18 protein-coding genes, 1 tRNA gene and 2 pseudogenes are annotated in these 16,875 nt (G+C 74.9%); 9 read left to right on the plus strand and 12 right to left on the minus strand.

From position 1 onward, the window contains the following. Positions 1-193: 193 nt before the first annotated feature. The 4 genes from tcuA to HNR12_RS18015 all read right to left on the minus strand — a co-directional run bounded on the left by tcuA (position 194) and on the right by HNR12_RS18015 (position 4,214). Positions 194-1,732, minus strand: coding sequence for an FAD-dependent tricarballylate dehydrogenase TcuA (gene tcuA / locus HNR12_RS18000; RefSeq protein WP_179768714.1), 1,539 nt, complete (start codon positions 1,730-1,732; stop codon positions 194-196). 662 nt (positions 1,733-2,394) lie between these two features. Further along, the gene (locus tag HNR12_RS18005; RefSeq protein ID WP_179768715.1) at positions 2,395-2,715 is read right to left on the minus strand and encodes a twin-arginine translocase TatA/TatE family subunit; all 321 of its coding nucleotides are present in this window, start codon (positions 2,713-2,715) and stop codon (positions 2,395-2,397) included. A gap of 273 nt (positions 2,716-2,988) precedes the next feature. Further along, the gene (locus HNR12_RS18010; protein WP_179768716.1) at positions 2,989-3,615 is read right to left on the minus strand and encodes a class I SAM-dependent methyltransferase; all 627 of its coding nucleotides are present in this window, start codon (positions 3,613-3,615) and stop codon (positions 2,989-2,991) included. Continuing rightward, positions 3,612-4,214, minus strand: a complete 603-nt coding sequence (locus tag HNR12_RS18015; RefSeq protein WP_179768717.1) for a nitroreductase/quinone reductase family protein — start codon at positions 4,212-4,214, stop codon at positions 3,612-3,614. The genes HNR12_RS18010 and HNR12_RS18015 overlap by 4 nt, the downstream gene beginning before the upstream one ends. A 90-nt stretch (positions 4,215-4,304) precedes the next feature. On the opposite strand from HNR12_RS18015, the gene HNR12_RS18020 reads away from it, so the two are divergent. Together HNR12_RS18020 and HNR12_RS18025 are read left to right on the plus strand one after the other, a co-directional pair. Then, complete coding sequence (locus HNR12_RS18020) at positions 4,305-5,006, plus strand: TetR/AcrR family transcriptional regulator (RefSeq protein ID WP_179768718.1); 702 nt, start codon at positions 4,305-4,307, stop codon at positions 5,004-5,006. A gap of 67 nt (positions 5,007-5,073) precedes the next feature. Continuing rightward, positions 5,074-5,934, plus strand: coding sequence for a maleylpyruvate isomerase N-terminal domain-containing protein (locus tag HNR12_RS18025; RefSeq protein WP_179768719.1), 861 nt, complete (start codon positions 5,074-5,076; stop codon positions 5,932-5,934). A gap of 88 nt (positions 5,935-6,022) precedes the next feature. On the opposite strand, the gene HNR12_RS18030 is transcribed toward HNR12_RS18025, so the two are convergent. The 3 genes and pseudogenes from HNR12_RS18030 to HNR12_RS29785 all read right to left on the minus strand — a co-directional run. Then, positions 6,023-6,937, minus strand: coding sequence for a class D beta-lactamase (locus tag HNR12_RS18030; protein ID WP_179768720.1), 915 nt, complete (start codon positions 6,935-6,937; stop codon positions 6,023-6,025). Between the two features lie 109 nt (positions 6,938-7,046). Continuing rightward, the gene (locus HNR12_RS29210; RefSeq protein ID WP_276516385.1) at positions 7,047-7,175 is read right to left on the minus strand and encodes a hypothetical protein; all 129 of its coding nucleotides are present in this window, start codon (positions 7,173-7,175) and stop codon (positions 7,047-7,049) included. 100 nt (positions 7,176-7,275) lie between these two features. Beyond that, a pseudogene (locus tag HNR12_RS29785) lies at positions 7,276-8,109 on the minus strand (MBL fold metallo-hydrolase); the annotation flags it as partial. A 200-nt stretch (positions 8,110-8,309) separates the two neighbouring features. Between HNR12_RS29785 and HNR12_RS18035 the strand changes: the two are divergent. After that, on the plus strand, positions 8,310-8,900 hold the full coding sequence (locus HNR12_RS18035; protein ID WP_179768721.1) for a TetR family transcriptional regulator: 591 nt from the start codon (positions 8,310-8,312) through the stop codon (positions 8,898-8,900). Positions 8,901-9,038: 138 nt separating this feature from the next. Here HNR12_RS18035 and HNR12_RS18040 read toward each other — a convergent pair whose 3' ends face one another. Next, positions 9,039-9,335 carry a hypothetical protein gene (locus HNR12_RS18040; RefSeq protein ID WP_179768722.1) on the minus strand — a complete coding sequence of 99 codons (297 nt, stop codon included), beginning with the start codon at positions 9,333-9,335 and terminating at the stop codon, positions 9,039-9,041. Between the two features lie 146 nt (positions 9,336-9,481). Between HNR12_RS18040 and HNR12_RS18045 the strand changes: the two genes are divergently transcribed. Beyond that, positions 9,482-10,270: a helix-turn-helix domain-containing protein gene (locus HNR12_RS18045; protein ID WP_179768723.1), complete on the plus strand. Its 789-nt coding sequence runs from the start codon at positions 9,482-9,484 to the stop codon at positions 10,268-10,270. Continuing rightward, complete coding sequence (locus HNR12_RS18050) at positions 10,267-10,449, plus strand: DUF397 domain-containing protein (protein WP_179768724.1); 183 nt, start codon at positions 10,267-10,269, stop codon at positions 10,447-10,449. Before HNR12_RS18045 ends, HNR12_RS18050 begins: the two co-directional genes overlap by 4 nt. A 73-nt stretch (positions 10,450-10,522) precedes the next feature. Here the strand turns inward: HNR12_RS18050 and HNR12_RS18055 are convergent. Continuing rightward, positions 10,523-10,595: transfer RNA gene (locus tag HNR12_RS18055), tRNA-Lys, on the minus strand. 161 nt (positions 10,596-10,756) lie between these two features. Here HNR12_RS18055 and HNR12_RS18060 point away from each other — a divergent pair. Together HNR12_RS18060 and HNR12_RS18065 are read left to right on the plus strand one after the other, a co-directional pair. After that, positions 10,757-11,317, plus strand: a complete 561-nt coding sequence (locus tag HNR12_RS18060) for a GNAT family N-acetyltransferase (RefSeq protein WP_179768725.1) — start codon at positions 10,757-10,759, stop codon at positions 11,315-11,317. A gap of 113 nt (positions 11,318-11,430) precedes the next feature. Then, positions 11,431-12,492 (plus strand): glucose 1-dehydrogenase, encoded by a 1,062-nt coding sequence (locus HNR12_RS18065; RefSeq protein ID WP_179768726.1) that lies wholly within the window; start codon positions 11,431-11,433, stop codon positions 12,490-12,492. Positions 12,493-12,585: 93 nt separating this feature from the next. On the opposite strand, the gene HNR12_RS18070 is transcribed toward HNR12_RS18065, so the two are convergent. Continuing rightward, positions 12,586-13,368 (minus strand): hypothetical protein, encoded by a 783-nt coding sequence (locus HNR12_RS18070; RefSeq protein WP_179768727.1) that lies wholly within the window; start codon positions 13,366-13,368, stop codon positions 12,586-12,588. A 40-nt stretch (positions 13,369-13,408) separates the two neighbouring features. Here HNR12_RS18070 and HNR12_RS18075 point away from each other — a divergent pair. Together HNR12_RS18075 and HNR12_RS18080 are read left to right on the plus strand one after the other, a co-directional pair. Then, positions 13,409-13,834 (plus strand): annotated as a pseudogene (locus HNR12_RS18075) (LysR substrate-binding domain-containing protein); the annotation flags it as partial. Between the two features lie 133 nt (positions 13,835-13,967). Then, entirely contained in the window at positions 13,968-14,225 is a 258-nt protein-coding gene (locus HNR12_RS18080; protein ID WP_179768728.1) for a PspC domain-containing protein, read from the plus strand. Between the two features lie 109 nt (positions 14,226-14,334). Here HNR12_RS18080 and HNR12_RS18085 read toward each other — a convergent pair whose 3' ends face one another. Both HNR12_RS18085 and HNR12_RS18090 read right to left on the minus strand, forming a co-directional pair. Then, positions 14,335-15,336: a DUF418 domain-containing protein gene (locus tag HNR12_RS18085; protein ID WP_179768729.1), complete on the minus strand. Its 1,002-nt coding sequence runs from the start codon at positions 15,334-15,336 to the stop codon at positions 14,335-14,337. Positions 15,337-15,478: 142 nt separating this feature from the next. After that, entirely contained in the window at positions 15,479-16,681 is a 1,203-nt protein-coding gene (locus HNR12_RS18090) for an MFS transporter (protein WP_179770694.1), read from the minus strand. Positions 16,682-16,875: the final 194 nt, after the last annotated feature.

Raw genomic sequence — 16,875 nt, forward strand, 5'->3', positions numbered from 1 at the left:
TGGACAGTGAGGTGGCGGGCCGGAGGGCTTAGCCGGTGTGTTCCCCGCAGGGAAGTGGGGCGGGCACGGTCCCAGCGTGGCCGGGAGGCACGCGGGTGTCAACGGGCCGAAAGCAAGCGCGCCCCCGCTGCCGGGGACCGGATCGGCGGCGGGGGCGCGGTCGGTGGGGTGGCCGGGACGAGGTCGGTAGGGGCTAGTTCGGGCGCCGGTGGACGGCGGCCTCGGCCGCGGCCTCGCCCGCTAGGCGGCCGTAGACCGCGCCCGCCGTCAGGCCCGAGCCGCCCGGGTAGTTGCCCGAGAACAGGCCGCCGACGATCTCGCCCGCCGCGTACAGGCCCTCCAGTGGGGCGCCGTCCTCGCCCAGCACCCGGGCCCGGCCGTCCACGTGCAGGCCGCCGAAGGTGAACGTGATACCGCAGGTCACCGCGAACCCGTAGTAGGGCGGGGTGTCCAGCGGCTGCGCCCAGTTGGACTTGGGCGGGTCCACCCGCGCGGCGCGGCCGTCCTTGACCGCCGGGTCGAACGGCACGTCCACGATGCTCGTGTTGAACTCCTCGACCGTGGCGGCCAGCCCTTTGGCGTCGATGCCCAGTTCGGCGGCCAGTTCCTCCAGGGAGTCGGCCTGGGCGCCGGTGATCGGCGTGGAGTCGTACTCCTCCGTGCGCAGCAGCGGCCGCGTCTTGGCGTCGAAGAGCTGGAAGGCCACGCCGCCCGGCCGCTTCAGGAACTCCCGCCCGTACTTGGCGTAGGTGTAGTTGCGGTAGTCGGCGCCCTCGTCCAGGAAGCGCAGGCCGTCGCGGTCGACCACGATCCCGATCGGATAGCTCTGCCGGGTGCGCTGGTTGGTCAGCTCGCGGTCGCCGCCCTGGGGCGGCGCGCCCGCGTCCCAGGCGACGCTGTGGCAGGAGGACCAGTCGCCGTGCGCGGCGGCGCCCCGCGCGATCGCCAGCTCCAGCACCTCGCCGGTGTTGAGCGGGTTGCCGCGCACCACCGCGCGCTCCCAGCCGTCGCCGAGGTGGCGGCGCCGCAGCGTGGGGTTGGACTCGAACCCGCCCGCCGCCAGCACCACCGCCGCGCAGCGCACCGTCCGCCGCGCTCCGTCCTCGTCGGTGTAGACGACGCCCTCGAAGCCGCCGGAGGGCCTCCGCACCAGGTCGGCCACTGCCGCGCCGTAGCGGATCTCGACGCCCTCGGCCAGCGCGGCCTCGGTGTGCTGGGCGACCAGGCCCTTGCCGCCGTCGACCACGCCCAGCGCCAGGCCGCCGAAGAACGTCCACCTGCCCTGCGACAGGTAGGACTGGCGCTCGTACATCAGCCGCCAGCGCACGCCCTTGGCGTGCAGCCACTGGACGGTGTCCCAGCTGCGCCCGACCAGGGTGCGGGTCATCTCGGGGTCGCACCGGCCCTCGGTCACGCGCACCATGTCGTCGGTGAAGTCGCGCTCGGTGTAGGGGGCCAGAGACGTGTCGGCCAGCCGCTCGCGGGTGGCCTCGTCGACGATGGGGGCCACGCCCTCGGCGCCGGGGTGGACGACACGGAAGGCGCCGGCCGTGTAGAAGGAGTTTCCGCCCTCCTGCCCGCGCGGGCCCTTCTCCAGCACGAGGACGCGCGCGCCCCCCTCCGCGGCCGCGTGCGCGGCGCAGAAGCCCGCGTTGCCGCCTCCGACCACCACTACGTCGACGTACTCGGCGCCGTCCCGTTCGGACGCGTCGCCCGCCTGCTCGCTGCTCATCGCTCTCCTTCTCGGCGCGCCGGGCCCGGGGCCGCCGGCGGGGAGCCGCCCCGCCGGACGCGCACGGTTGACGGCACACACCCGCATGAGTCCGTACACAACTGCATACAGAAGAATACGGCAGGCCGCCGAAACCCTGTCAAGGTGCGCGGGGGCAGACGGAGGGAGCGGCGCGCACCGCCCGCACACCAGGCACACCCAGCGCGGAGAGCGCGGGCAGTACCGGCGCAGCGGGCGGACCACGGGATAGCCGACCCGGGCACATGCGGCGCGGTGTCCGGCACGGAGCGGCCGGGACGCCGGGGCCCAGACGCGTCCGTGCAGAGTCCTTGGTCGGGCCGTGGTGCCGACGGCGGGCGTCAGGCCGGGCGGCGTGGGGAGCCGAGGGAGGGCGGCGGCCTTGGACGCGGTCGCGCCCCGCCACGAAGCCGTGGTCGGGCGGTGGCGGGGCGGTGGGAGGCGGGCGCGGGGGTGTGCTGGTGCGCAAGCGGGGGTTGGCCGCGGGCGGTCAGGCTGAGGGGTGCGGCGGCCAACGGCGAAGGGGCCGGTGGGCGGGTGCCGACACCGGCGTCAAAGCGCGCCGCGGGCTCGGCCGGCGCGGAGCGCGGGCCGCGACGCCGCCGTGGGTCACGGCATCGGGGCGGCGGCGCGCCGGCGGCGCGTCACTGGTTGCGGTAGACCTGGCTGCCGTCCCCCGCCTGGGTGGTGCCGTCGACCGGCCGCCCGGGCGGCAGTTCCGCGCGCCGCGGCTGGTGGTCGCCGGGCTCGTGCGGCGCCGGCGCGGCGGTGTCGGCGCGCGGCGCCTGGCGGCCGCGGTCGTCGTCATCGTCGCCGGTCGAGTCGTCGGTGAGGCCCTGGGTCTCGGCCTTGAGGATCCGCGCACTGCGGCCCAGCGACCGCGCGAGCTGCGGCAGCCGGCTGGCTCCGAAGAGCAGCAGTGCGATCAGAAGCAGAATCAGAAGTTCGCGACCGCCAAATCCCACGACAACCTCCATTCGGTGCAGGTGCGACACCCATGGTACGCCCGCCCCCACCCCTCCCATCTGGGCCGCCCTCCAGCCCTGTCCTCCCGCCGGCCGCGCTCGGCGCCGCGCATCGGCCCGGGCGGGGGCGGCCCGGGCGCCGCCCGCATCCCGGTGTCACCGGGGCGCCGCCGTGAATTCACCGGCGGTCCCGCGCCGCGTCGACCGGGGACCGGCCCGCCGGGAGGTGCCGGCGCGGAGCGTCCCCGCGCCCCTCGGCGGATGCGACCGGGATCACCGTACGGCGGTCCCGGCGATGTGCGGCAGTGCCAGCCCGAACGACAGCGGAAGGTCGAACCCGTCGCGCGCCACGCTCGCGAACCCGGCCCGCGCGATCGCCGCCCCCGTGTCGCGGTTGTAGCGGCAGCCGCCCGGCAGGCGGCGCAGAATCGGGGTGAGGGCGTCCTGCGCGCGGCGCGTCCGCGTGGCCGCCGGAGCTGCGACGTGCTCGACGAACACGTAGCGCCCGCCCGGCCGCAGGACGCGGCGCACCTCGGCCAGCACCCGGTCCGGGTCCGCCACCGAGCACAGCACGAGCGTGCCCACCACCGCGTCGACGCTGCCGTCGGGCGCGTCGATGCGCTCGGCGCCGCCCGCGGCCACCCGTGCGGTGAACCCGGCGCCGGCGGCGGCGCGCCGGATCCGCTCGTGCAGGACGGTGTTGGGCTCGACACCCGTCCAGCGCACCTCGCGCCCGTAGTACCGCAGATTGACGCCCGCGCCGGGGCCGATCTCGACCACCTCGCCCGCCAGCGGGCCCAGCAGCGCCGGCTTGACCCGCGCGTACTGGGGCGGCTCCCATCCGTCGGGGGTCATGCGCGCGGCGAGCCGCAGGCCGAGCCCGCCGGCCCGCCCGCTCACGGCCGCCTCGCCCGGTCCGCGCGATCCGCCCGATCCGCCCGATCCGCGCGACCCGCCAGGTCCGCCAGGTCGGCCCGCCCCGCCCCGCCGGGTCCCTCGGCCGGGGCAACGGTGCGGGTGCCGCCCGGCTCCGCCTCCCCCTCGGCCGCCCGCAGCACCCGGAACACCGGCACCGCCCGCGCCGCGCGCGCGAACTCCGCGAGCGGGGCGTCGGCGCGGACGGGCAGGTGGGCCCGGGCGTTGCGCGCCCGCCGCAGGTAGGCCCGCAGCACCGGGGCGCGCTCGCCCACCGGCACCTCCTCCAGGCGCACCCGTTCGCGCCGCCCGTGCAAGATCGCGGCGGCGCCGCCCGCCGCGCGCACGTTGCGCACCCAGTTCACGTCCTCGCCGAGCATGGAGACCAGGTAGCGGCCGCCGTCCACGGCCGCCATGACCAGCGGCACGGTGACGGCGCGCCCGGTCCGCCGGCCCGCGACCTCCAGCGCCACCAGGTGGTCGGGCGCGACGCCCCGCGCGTACAGCGCGGCCGTCCACCGGTCGATCGCGCGCGCCGCGCCGTTGGGCCGCCCGCCCCGGTAGAACCACCTCTTCAGCCCCATGGCCGTTCCTCCACGTCATCAGTGTTGTACGACGTACATGTACGGCGTACAAGTCGCACGCTAACCTGTACGCTGTACGATCGTCAAGCGATGCCTCAGCAGACCCGCCGCGGCGCGGCCGACCGGACGACCCTCAACCCCCGCACGGTGGTCGAGGGCGCGCTCGCGCTCGCCGACACCCACGGCCTGGAGTCGGTGACCATCCGCCGCCTGGCCACCGAACTGGGTGTCACCCCCATGGCGCTCTACTGGCACTTCCGCAGCAAGGACGAACTGCTGGACGGCATGGTCGACCGGATCTACGACCGCGTCCACGAGCGGATCGCCCCCCGGATCGACCACACCGCCCCCTGGCCGGACCAGTTGCGGGCCCTGCTGGAGGCCATGGTCGACGTCCTGCGCGCCCACCCCGCCACCGCCCCGCTCCTGGCCACCCGCGGCACCATGTCCGAAAGCGGCCTGCGCGCCACCGAGGCCGTCCTCGGCGTCCTGCGGCGCGCCGGGTTCTCCCCCTCGGAGGCCACCCAGGTCGCCCGGCACGCCCTCAGCACCGTCACCGACCTCGTCACCCGGGTCCGGCGCACCACCGCGCCCGCCGAGGAGACCGACGAGGCCGCCGCCGCCCGCCGCCGCGCCCGCGCCGCCCTGGAGGCGCTGCCGCCCGACCGCTACCCGCACGTCATCGAGGCGGCGGGCCCCCTCAGCGCGTGCGACGACCCCGACGCGCACTACGCTTTCGGCCTGGACCTGCTCCTCGCGGGCATCGAGACCACCGCCGCCCGCGAGCGCTGACGCGGCGGCCGCCCGCCGCACCGGGAAACCCCGTGCCGGAGCGCGGCGCCTGCACTACGGTGTGGCCATGTCGGACTTCTCCTGGCTCGGACCGCCGATCGACACCCGCGCCCTCTTCGGCCCCGAACGCGCCCGGCTGCTGGACCTGCTGCGCGGCCTCACCCCCGCCGAGTGGCGCGCCGAGGCGGTGCCCGGCTGGAGCGTCCACGACCTCGCCCTTCACCTCCTCGGCGACGACTACGCCCGCCTGTCCCACCTGCGCGACTCCCACCCCGGGGGCCCGCGCCCCCGGCCCGGCGAGGCGTTCGAGGCGTTCATCCACCGCGCCAACCGCGAGTGGGTCGAGGCGGCCCGCCGCCTCAGCCCCGCCATGCTGGTAGACACCCTGGAGCTGACCGGGCGCCGCGTCGCCGACGCGTGGGCCGCCGCCGGCCCCGGCTCCCCGGTGCTGCCGGTGTGGTGGGCGGGCGCCGACCCCGCGCCGCTGTGGCTCGACCGCGCCCGCGACTTCACCGAGTACTGGACCCACCGCCAGCAGATCCGGCTGGCCACCGGCCGCGCCGCCGAGGACGGGCCCGAGGCCGGGCCGCACCCGCTCGCCGAGGTCCTGGACACCTTCATGCGGGCGCTGCCGCACACCCTGCGCACCGCCACTGCCGCCGCCGGGACCCGGGTGCGCGTGGCGGTCAGCGGCCCGGCGGGCGGCGTGTGGACGGCGACCGCCACCGCCGAAGGCCCCTGGACCCTGGCCGCCGACCCCGCCGACACCGCAGGCGCCCCGGCGGCCGAGGTGGAGTTCGACGCCCCCACCGCCTGGCGGCTGTGCGTGCGGGCGATCGACTCCGGCACGGCGCTGGCCCGCGCGCGCACGTCCGGCGACCCCCGGCTGGCCGAGGCCGTCTGCCGGATCGTGTCCATCATCCGCTGAGCCCGCCCGCGCGGCGGAGCCGGCGACCGCGCCGGCGGGCCCGTCCCCGGCCCGCGCGCGGCGGGCCGGGGACGGAGCGCCCCGCGGATCAGGCCGACTCCGCGGGCAGCACCCCCAGCTCGTCCAGCAGCTCCCGGGTCATGGGCTCGCGCAGGTCGGCGTGGCTGTCGCTCTCCGTCTCCAGGCGCAGGGCGAACGTGGTGACGTCCTCGCCGTCGGCCACCCAGCCCACCATCCAGCCGGGCATCAACTCCGGCCCATCGGCCCACCCCGACTTCCAGTACAGCTCGCGGCCCTCGGCGTCGCCGATGTCCTGGCGCATCATGCTGTGCAGGGTCTCGACGTGCGCTTCGTCCACCGGGAGGTCCCCGGCCACCATCCGGTCCAGGAAAAGCGCCTGCTCGGCGGCGGAGATCTCCAGCGGGCCGTGCAGCCAGAACCGGTCGATCCGCTCGGGCCCGCCGATGTCGGCGTTGCCGTAGTCGAACCGCTCCACCCAGGAGGCCATGTCCTCGTGCCCGACGCGGCGCGCCAGCTCCTGGAAGATCGGCAGCGCGGAGATCCGGATCGCCTCGCGCATGCTCATGTCGTGCTCCCACTTGTCCACGCGCTGCGGCTCGCCGCCGTAGGGCACGACCTCGTCGGCGTCCTCCACCGCACCGGCCTGCAGGCTGATGAGGGAGTTGGGGATCTTGAAGGTGGAGGCGGGCCGCACCCGCTCGTCCATCTCCTCGGGGTTGACCACGGTCATCTCGCCGGTGCCGCTGTCATAGGCCACGAAGGTGCCGTTGACCCCGGCATCGGTGAACACCGATTCGAGATCGGAGCGCACCCGGGGCCCGGGCGTGCCGGAGGCCGAGGGCGAACCCGACGCCGCCGGCCGCTCGGCGCCGCCGCCGTCCGCGGCGCAGCCCGCGAGCGCGGCGGCCAGGGCCAGCGCCGCGCCCGCCGCCGCGGCGCGCCGCCTCCGGTGGCCGGCGGGGTCGAAGGTGGTGTGGGGCATGGGACTCCTGTTCCATCCGTTGGCGGGCCGCGGCGGCGCCGCGGCCCGGGAGAGGGCCGTGCGGGGAGGCGGCGCGCGGGCGGCGGGGCCACCGCACCTCCCCCCGGCCTCAGACCGTGAAGGGCTCCAGGTGGCGGGGGTCGAGCACCCGGCCCCGGTCGCCCACCAGGGTGCGCAGCTCCGACACGACGGCGCGGTTGGCGGTGTCGTGGACGCCGGGGTCGTCCAGCGGCGTCACCAGGTCGTCGTTGTGGGTGGGGATGACGGTCGCGGGCCCAGTCCAGCGTCTTCAGGGCCCGCTCGAAGTAGTCGTGGACGGCGGCGTTGCCGCTGGCGCCGAGCACCAGCACGTCGGGCGCGGTGTGCGCGACCTCCCGCGCGTCGAAGTTGGCGGTGCCGCTGAGGAACATGACGCTCAGCCGCCCCGTCACGGTCACCTGGTAGGCGAGCGAGCCGCCCTCCACCAGTTCGCCCAGCGTGGCGGGCTTGGGCGGGACCGAGGTGAGGGTGCCCGCTGGGGAGAACCCGTAGCCGCCCAGTTGGCTGTGCAGGCTGCGGAACACCTCGACGGTGTAGGCGGGACGCGGGTGGTCCGCGCTCCGCAGGGGGTAGCGCAGGTGCTCGCCGCCGGTCACGAGCACCAGGTCGCCCTCGCGCTCGGCGGGCACGCCCATGGCCCGGATCAGGTTGAGGTGGGTCTCGTTGCCGAACACCCGGATCCGCTGGTCCCGCCACCGGGGGTGGTTCAGCAGCGCGGCGACGTCGCCGATGTGGTCCCAGTGCCCGTGGGTGACCAGGATGAACTCCGGTGCCTCGGGCAGGTGCTCCTCCAGCACCCAGTCGATGATCCGGGAATCGGTCGCGATGGGTTTGCCGGGGTCCATCCGCGACCCGCCGCTGCGGTACTCCTGCCGCGACAGGTAGGGGTCGACGAGGATGCGGTGGCCGTCGAACGCCATCTCCCATCCGGCGATGCCCAGCCACCGCAGCCGCACCCCGTGGTCGCCGCCGGAGGTGTCGGCCCGCGCCGGGGCGGCGGCCGCGGCCCCCATCGCGTGGGCGGCCAGCCCGGCCGCGCCCGCCGCTACGGTGCCGCGGAGCAGGCCGCGGCGGCTGATGCCCGGCCGCTGGGCCGCGTCCCCGTCGTGTGGTGTCGCGCACGCATGGCACATGGTCGATTCCGTCCTCACCGTGTCGGTTGGCTGGTGGCGCGCACGGCGGCCGGATACCGGGGGAGCCGCCGGAGCCGGGCGGGGCGGAGGGCGGCCGCGCACGTCCGGCGTGCCGGGGGCGCGTGCCCGGCAGCGCGAGTGCCCCGAACAGCAACAAACGAACCAGTTCGTTCGGTAGGGGGCTGGCAGACTGGGAGGTCATGCCACGAAGTGCCGCCGAAACCAAGAAGCGCATCCTCGCCGCCGCCGTCGCGGAGTTCTCCCGCCACGGCATCGACGGCGCGCGCATCGACCGCATCGCCGACACCGCCCAGGCCAACAAGCGCGCCATCTACGAGTACTTCGGCGACAAGGCGGCCCTGTTCGGGATCGTGCTGGCCGACCAGCTCGACCGGCTGGCGGCGGCGGTGGAGCTGCGGCCCGACGCCATCGGCGAGTTCGTCGGCGAGCTGTTCGACTACTGCGCGGACCATCCCGAACTCGTCCGCCTGGTGCAGTGGGAGGCCCTGTCCCTCAAGCCCCGCGAGGCCCCGCGGCACGCCGAGCGCTCGGCCAGCTACCAGGCCAAGATCGCCGCGCTCGCCCAGGCCCAGCGCGACGGCCACCTGGACTCCGCCCTGGACCCCCGGCGGGTCCTGCTGCTGCTCATCGGCATGGCCGAGTGGACCCTCTACGCACCGCAGTTGGGCGACATGATCCTGGGCGCCGACCCCGACACCCCGCACAACCGCGCCGAGCACCGCGCGTTCCTGGTGGCGGTGGCCCAGCGACTGCTCCGCCCGGGGACATGAGAGCGCCCCCGGCCTGGGGGCCGGGGGCCTGCCTGCTTCACAGCGTGTCGTTCTCCGACCGGGGATTCCCGCACCAGGAGCAGCAGTCTTCGGTGTTGCCGGGGCGTTCGCACAGGCGGCACGTCCACTCGTCGGCCGCTACGGCCGCCGGGTCACCTTGGTCGTTTCCCTCCACTGGGACACCTCTACTCGATCCGGTGGATATTCCAGCATTCGCGCCATTTGGGCGTGGTTCGTACTGGCGAGCGTCGGGCACCAGTCCTTGCCCTTGGGCATCTTCTTCGGGTCAAGGGTGGCGAAATAGGTGCCGCCCCATTTCCCGTTGTCCATGCTCGGCCAGACGTAATAGGCCGGGTTGATGGCGTTCAGGTCGATGATTCTGATCGCCACGTCTGCGGGAAGTGCGGCGATGACGTAGTCGGGCGGAAGTCTCATGGGCGGTGGTCCTCTCCGTGTGAAGGAGCCCATCGGTACCCAGGATCGGACAGTGCTCAGTGCCAGGCCAGAGCACGCCGCCGACCTCGATAGATTCCTGTTGCCAGGCATTGCGCAGCACTGGCTTACCGCTGGATAGTTCTTACATGTCCATGCGGTTTGGAATCGAGTTGCGGAAATGGCGGCAGCAGGCTCGGCTCAGCCAGCAAGAACTGGCCGATGCAGTCCCGATGTCGCAATCCCACCTCAGCGCTATCGAGCGGGGGGCAAAACGGACGACAGAGGCCCAAGTTCTTCGCTTGGATTCAGTCCTTAGTGCCGGTGGGCAGTTGCTTCGGAGATGGGAGGATTCCCAGCGGACGGTGACGGGCTATGCCGAATGGTTCGCAGGGGTAGCTGTCACGGAACGCGAGGCGACCGAGATCCGGGAGTACTGCCCGCTGATCGTGGCGGGGCTCCTCCAGACAGGGGACTATGCGCGTGCGGTCTTCCGGGAGGGGTGGCCCAATCAGACCGAAAGGGAAACGGAGGACCGTGTCAGAGCCAGGATGGAGCGGCAGGCCCTCCTTGAGAACGAGCGACCGCCCATGCTTCGGGTCGTTCTTGAGGAGCACGTTCTTGATCGACCGATCGGCGGCCGGGAGGCGATGAAGACTCAGCTTCGCCGTCTGGTGGAGATGGCTCAGCGCCCCCACGTGGTGATCACCGTGGTACCGACAAGCGCCCCGATCTGCCCTGGCCAGGATGGAGGGTTCATGCTCTTTACAGTCCCCAATAAGGGCACTGTCGCGTTCACCGAGACCAAGGTAAGCGGCCACCCCTCCGACGACCCCGAAACAGTCGCCGTCTACCTCAATACCTTTGGGGACCTCACAACGGCAGCACTGCCCCCGGCGCAGTCCTTGGAACTGATGAAAGGCAAACTGGATTCATGATCAACGGGCACTGGACCAAGAGTTCCTACTCCTCCGGCGGAACCAACTGCGTTGAGACGAGACTTGCCGACGACGCGGCGTCGGCGCTGGTGCGGGACACGCAGAACCGGGACAAGGGGGCGCTGGCCTTCCCCGTGACCGAGTGGGCCGCCTTCCTGGCCGAGGTCGACACCCTCTGAACCCCTGCTGAGCAGCCGAAACGAGCGCGGCCCCGGAGTCAGACTCCGGGGCCGTGTGACGTGCTCCTGGCGGTAGGCCGCCCGGGGCTCGAACCCGGAACCTACTGATTAAAAGTCAGCAGCTCTGCCAATTGAGCTAACGGCCCACCTTGCAGTATAGCGGCGTCGGCATCGGCGGATGCCCCTGGATTACCGGCCTGCCGGGTTGTCCACAGCCGGGGGACTCCGCTCGGCGCAGCCGCGGCCCGACGGCTAAGGTGGCTGCCGGTCCGCCGCTCGGGCGGGCCTGCGGGGAGCGGAGGAGCCGATGTACCGGGTTTCGCTGGGCGACGACGGCGCCGAGCTGCGGCCGCTGGAGCCGTGGCGGGCGCAGGAGTTCCTGGACCACATGAACCGTGGCCGCGAGTTCATCGGCCGGCACATCGCGCTCGCCGACGCCGTCACCGACCTCCCCTCGGCCCGGTCCTTCCTCCAGTCCTACGCCGAGCGGGCCGCCGCCGACACCGGGCGCATCCACGGCATCTGGGTCGACGGCACCCTCGTGGGCGGCGTGCTGTTCCGCACGATGGACGTGCGCATGGGCACCGCCGAGGCCGGGTGCTGGCTGGAGCCGGCCGCGGTGGGCCGGGGCCTGGTGACCCGCGCCGCGCGGGTGCTCATCGACTGGGCGGTCGAGGAGCGCGGCATCCACCGCGTGGAGTGGCTGGTGGCCGCGGAGAACCAGCCGAGCATCGCGGTGGCCAAGCGCCTGGGCATGGTCCGCGACGGCGTGCTGCGCGAGAGCTTCCCCTACCGCGGCCGGCGCCTGGACATGGAGGTCTGGTCGGTGCTGGCGCCGGAGTGGCGGGCGGCGCGCGAGGACTCCTGACCCCCGGCGCCCCGGCCCCCGCCTGCACCTTCACCCCCACCCGCAGGTTTCACCGCGCACCTGGCGGCAAGGCCGTCCAGAGGACGTGACAAGGCCGCTCAGGAGGCACCCGAATGCGCGCAGTGACAGTCCGCCCGGGCCGGCGGGGATCGGTCGAGGTCCGGGAGCTGCCCGACCCCGAACCCGCCGACGGTGAGATGCTCGTCCAGGGCCTGGCCCTGGGCGTGTGCGGCACCGACCGCGAGATCGCCGACGCCCAGTACGGCGACCCTCCGGCCGGGCGCGACTGGATGGTGCTCGGCCACGAGTCGCTGGGCCGCGTCCGCAGCGCGCCCCCGGGCAGCGGGTTCACCGAGGGCGACCTCGTCGTCGGCGTGGTCCGCCGCCCCGACCCCATCCCCTGCCCCGCCTGCGCCCACGGCGAGTTCGACATGTGCCGCAACGGCCGCTACACCGAGCGCGGCATCAAGGGGATCGACGGCTACGGCGCCCAGGCGTGGTGCGTGGAGCCCGGCTACGCGGTCCGCCTCGACCCCGGCCTGGAGCGCGTGGGCGTGCTCATGGAGCCCACCACGGTCGTGGCCAAGGCGTGGGAGCAGGCCGACCGCGTGGGCGCGCGCGCCTGGTACGAGCCGCGCCGCGTGCTGGTCACCGGTGCCGGGCCCATCGGGCTGCTCGCCGCGCTGATCGGGGTGCAGCGCGGCCTGGAGGTGCACGTGCTCGACCGGGTCGCCGACGGCCCCAAGCCCGAACTGGTCCGCCACCTGGGCGCCAACTACCACACCGGCGACAGCGCGCGCGTGGTCAGCGCGCTGCGGCCGGACGTCGTCATCGAGGCCACCGGCGCGGGCCAGGTGGTGTTCGACGCGATGTCGGGCACCGCCGCCTACGGGATCGTGGTCCTGACCGGGGTCTCACCGCGCGGCCGCACGCTCACCGTGGACGCGGGCACGATCAACCGCGAGATCGTGCTGGAGAACGACGCCGTGGTGGGGTCGGTCAACGCCAACCTGCGGCACTACGAGTTGGCCGCCGACGTGCTGGCCAAGGCCGACACCTCCTGGCTGGAGCGCATGATCACCCGCCGCGTCCCGGTGGCCGACGCGCTGCGCGCGTTCTCGCCCGAGCCCGACGACATCAAGGCGGTCATCGCCCTGGACCCCTCGGCGGAGTAAGGCGGGGGCCGGAAGGTCGGCACCCCGCCGTCCCGCCCCCTCACGGGCGCGCCGCCGCCTCCCTCGTCGCCGAGGCCCCGGCGGCCCCGGTGCTCAGCCGTGGTCGCCCTGGAACAGCCGGCCGGGGTCGTGCACCGCCCTGATCCGGCGCAGCCGGGCCAGGTTTTCCGGCGTGTACGCCGGGCGCGCCGACCGGCCCGCCTCGGGGCCGCCGAGGAAGTCGAGGAACGCCAGCCCGGTGGCCCACGGCGCCATGCGCGCCAGCAGCTCCTCGGCCGCCGCCGCGCCCGCGCCCCCGTCGGCGGGCGCCGCCGGGGTCAGGACCGACAGGCTGTAGGCCGCGCCCCGGTGGCCCACCGCGTTGGGCACCTCCGGCTCGCGCGCCAGCGCGCCGCCCAGGTGGCGCACCTCGACCATCGCGAACGGCACCCGCCGCCCCGGCCCCGCCGCCCCCACGAGCGCGTCCACGGCCGCGCCGTCGAGCGCGGCGAGCATCGCCGACCGCTCGTCGTAGGGCATCGGCTCGGTGGGGTCGTCGTGCACCCCCGCGATGGCGGTGTAGGGCCGCGTGCGCACCGTGTCGATCAGCGCCGGGCCCAGCCCCCGCAGCGGCCGCACGAGCTCCGCCCCGCGCTCCGCGCCGCCGGTGAACGCCACGCGCACGTGGGCGGTCAGCCGGCCGCGCAGCGGCGCGGGCACCCACGGCGCGTCGGGCGCGCGCAGCAGCGCCACCGAGGAGTTCATCTCCACGGGCAGGCCGCCCGCCGTCCACGCCCGCCAGGCGTGCAGCACCTCGGCCGCGCGCTCGGCCGCGAAGAACAGCCCGCCGCCGTAGACCTCCGCCCGCGGCACCGGGTCCACCTCCAGCGCCGTCACCACGCCGAAGGCCCCCGGCCTCGCCCGGGACCGCGCCGGCGTCCTGCGCCTGGCCACCGGCCCCGCGCCGGGCGAGCACCTGCCCCCCGTGCTCGACCGGCTGGCCGCCGACGCGCCGGGACTGCGCGTGCGCCTGTCGAAGGCGGGCCGGGCCGACCGGCTCGCCGGGGTCCGCTCGGGTGAGCTGGACACCGCCCTGGTCCGCGTCCTCGGCTCCGCGCCGGGGCTCGAACTGCTGCCGGTGTGGCACGAGCGGCTCGTCGTGGCCCTGCCCGCCGACCACCCGGCCGCCGCGCACCCCGACCTCACCCTCGCCCACCTGGGCGGGCTGCCGCTGCGGCTGGCCGAGCGCGAGCGCAACCCCGCCTTCCACGACCTGCACCTCGCCGTGCCGCCCGGCCCGCCGTCCCCGGCGCTGCGCGCCCTCCTGGACGCCTGCGCCCGGACCCACCCGCCCGAGGGGTAGCGGCGCGCGCCCCGGCGCACGAGGGCGGCGCCCGGGCGTCCCCCGGCGGCCCCGGGGCGGTCAGGGTCGCATCAGGGGACCGCCAGGGAGCTTCCCCATGGGAAAACCGGCGCGGGACGGGCAGGCTGGAGACATGAACGAGAACTTCGGCAAGAAGACCCTTCGGCGCAGCCGCGACCAGCGGCTCCTCACCGGCGTGTGCGGGGGCATCGGCGAGTTCCTCGGCGTCGACCCCAACATCGTCCGCCTCGTCTTCGCCGTCCTCACCCTGATGGGCGGCGGGATCTTCGTCTACATCATCGCCTGGCTGGTCATGCCCGAGGAGGGCGGCCGGTCCTCGGTGCTGGAGCACATCGTCCGCAACTTCCAGGGCAAGAAGTCGGAGCTGTGATGTGGTCGCTGCGCGCCAGGTCAGGGTTCGTCTCCCGGCTCCCCCACGCCTTCGACGCGCGGCCGGGGGCCGCCGGGGGCGCGCGGCCGGGCCGGGGGCCGCGGGCCACTCAGCCGGCTGACGGTGAGGCGCGCGGCGAGGGGAGCCCGGCCCAGGTGGCCCAGCGCCACACCCACTCGACGGGACCCTGGCGGTAGCGGCGCAGCCACAGGACCGAGAACATCCACTGGGCGCCGAGGACCGCGCCGGCGGTGAGCAGCACCTGCGCCAGGGTGTCGAACTCCAGGCCGAGGAGCCGGCCCGCCGCCAGCACCAGGACCGTGGCCGTCAGGTCGTTGGTCAGCGCCATCCGGCCCAGCGGTTCGAAGGCGGCCCGCAGCACGGGGCGCAGCGGTGTCCTGAGCAGGACCAGCACCGCGCACACATACGCCCCGGCCATCAGCAGTCCGGCCAGCCCCAGGGCGGTGCCGAACGCCGGGGAGTCCGAGGCGGCCGCCCGGACCTGCCACCACAGCGCGGGAAGCGCACCCGCCGCGAACGCCAGCCCCAGCAGGGCGGGGGTGCGCGCCGGTCCGTCCAACCGCCGGGCCGCGCCGTACCGCACCAGCGCGGCACCCAGCAGGAAGAGCCCGGCCACCAGCAGGGGGCCGCCTCCCCCGAACGCGAGCCCCACGGCCAGGCAGGCCGCGGAGAGCACGGCCACGGCCCACCGGGGCAGCCAGGTCGACGGGAGGAGCACCGCCAGGCCGAGCACGGCGTAGGCGGTCAGGATCTCGCCCGGCCACAGCAGCAGGTGCGGCAGGCCGATGGCGAGCAGCGCCAGGAGGCGCCGCAGGAGGACCAGGCGCGGACGCCGCGATCGCCGGGCGGCCGACTCCGCCAGCAGCGCGAACCCCATGCCGAAGAGCAGGGCGAAGACCGGGAGGAAGCGCTGGGAGGTCGCCAGGCCGAGCCAGACCAGGGGGTCGTCGAGGTCGGCGGCCGGCGGCGGGCCGGAGGAGGTGATGATCCGGACGTTGACGAGCAGAATCCCGCACAGCGCGAACCCGCGCAGCACGTCGAGGGCCGCGATACGCGGGTGACCGCGCGCGGCAGTCGTTTCGGTGGACATGGGACCCGATCCTGCGGCCCCGCTCCGGCGCGGACATCAGCCGAAAGGCGGATCGGCGCCCGCGCGGCCGTACTTTCGGCTGACCTGGGGCGGCTCCACCCCGAGTGGCGCCCCGCCCGGGCCGCGCGGGGCGTCCGAGGTCTCAGGCCGCCCCGGTGTTCATGCGGTCGATGGCGCTCTGGGCGATCCGCGCCCACGGCAGGGCCAGCGCGGCGGCGGCGAGCACCCCGGCGATCCCGGCGCCGGTGATGACCACATGCGTGCTGGCGACCTCGACCAGCAGGCTGGCCAGCGCGATACCGATGCCCTGGACCGCCTGGAGACCGGCCGCCACCAGGCCGAACGCCAGGCCGCGGCCCTCGGGCGGCACGCACAGCACGAACGCGGCGTTGGCGACGAACTGGTAGGAGGCGGCCATGCCCGAGACCGCCAGCAGCACCACCATCAGCCACAGCGGCGGGTGCAGGAACCAGGCGAGCAGCGGCGCCGAAGCCGCCACCGCCATGGGGCCCATCAGCCGCATGCGGGTGGCCGGGTTGATCAGCCGGGTCAGCACGAACCCGCCGACGACCGCGCCCATGGAGTGGCCGGCCATGATGAACCCGGCGGCGGTGGGGCCCGCGCCGACCTCGTCGGCGATGGGGTTGGCCAGGCCGTAGGGCATCATGTAGATCCCCGCGAGCCAGGCGAACAGGCCCAGGGTGCGCAGCCGGGAGTCGCCGAAGACCAGGCGGGTGCCGTCGCGGGTGACGCGCCACAGCGACGGGCGCTCCTCGGCGTCCTCGTGCGCGGCCGGGCGGAACCGCACCCCGAACTGGATGATGGCGGCCGAGGCCAGGAAGGTCAGGCCGTTGTACATGACCGCGGAGTTGGGGCCGATGAGCGCGACCACCCACCCGCCGGCGGCCAGACCCACCAGCGTGCCGACCTGGGTGGTGAGCTGGATGATGGCGGAGGCGGCGACGTAGCGGTCGCCGTGGACGATCTCGGCCATGAGCGCGGCGCGCGCGGCGGCGAAGGGCACCATCGGCAGGATCGAGCAGAACAGCAGCACCCAGATGCCCCAGATGGGCATGCCGGGGATGCCGATGGAGGCCACCAGCGCGGCGCGGATGATGTCGCAGACGACGATGACCCGCCGGCGCGGGAAGAGGTCGGCCAGGCCCGACAGCAGCGGGCCGGCGATGATCTGCGGCACGAAGGTCAGGGCCAGGGTGACCCCGGCCGCCAGCGCCGAGGCGGTCTGCTGGTAGACGAGGATCGTGACGGCGACACTGAGCAGGAAGTTGCCGGTCATGGAGAGCGCCTGGGCCACCCACAGGGCCTGGAACTCGCGCACGCCCATGACCTGGCGGTAGCTGCGCCGCCAGTCGGGGGCGGGCGCGGGCTCCTGCTGGGGCGGGGGCGAGGCGGCGGGGTCGGCGGGGGCGGCGCCGGTGCCGGTGCCGGGAGGGTCGGGCGGCTCGCCGGACCCGGCGGGGTCGGGGGAGTCGGGCGTGCCGGCGGCCTCGGCGCGTGCGGCGGCCTCGGCGGCGGGAC

It is taken from the genome of Streptomonospora nanhaiensis, from assembly GCF_013410565.1.
GTDB lineage: Bacteria > Actinomycetota > Actinomycetes > Streptosporangiales > Streptosporangiaceae > Streptomonospora > Streptomonospora nanhaiensis.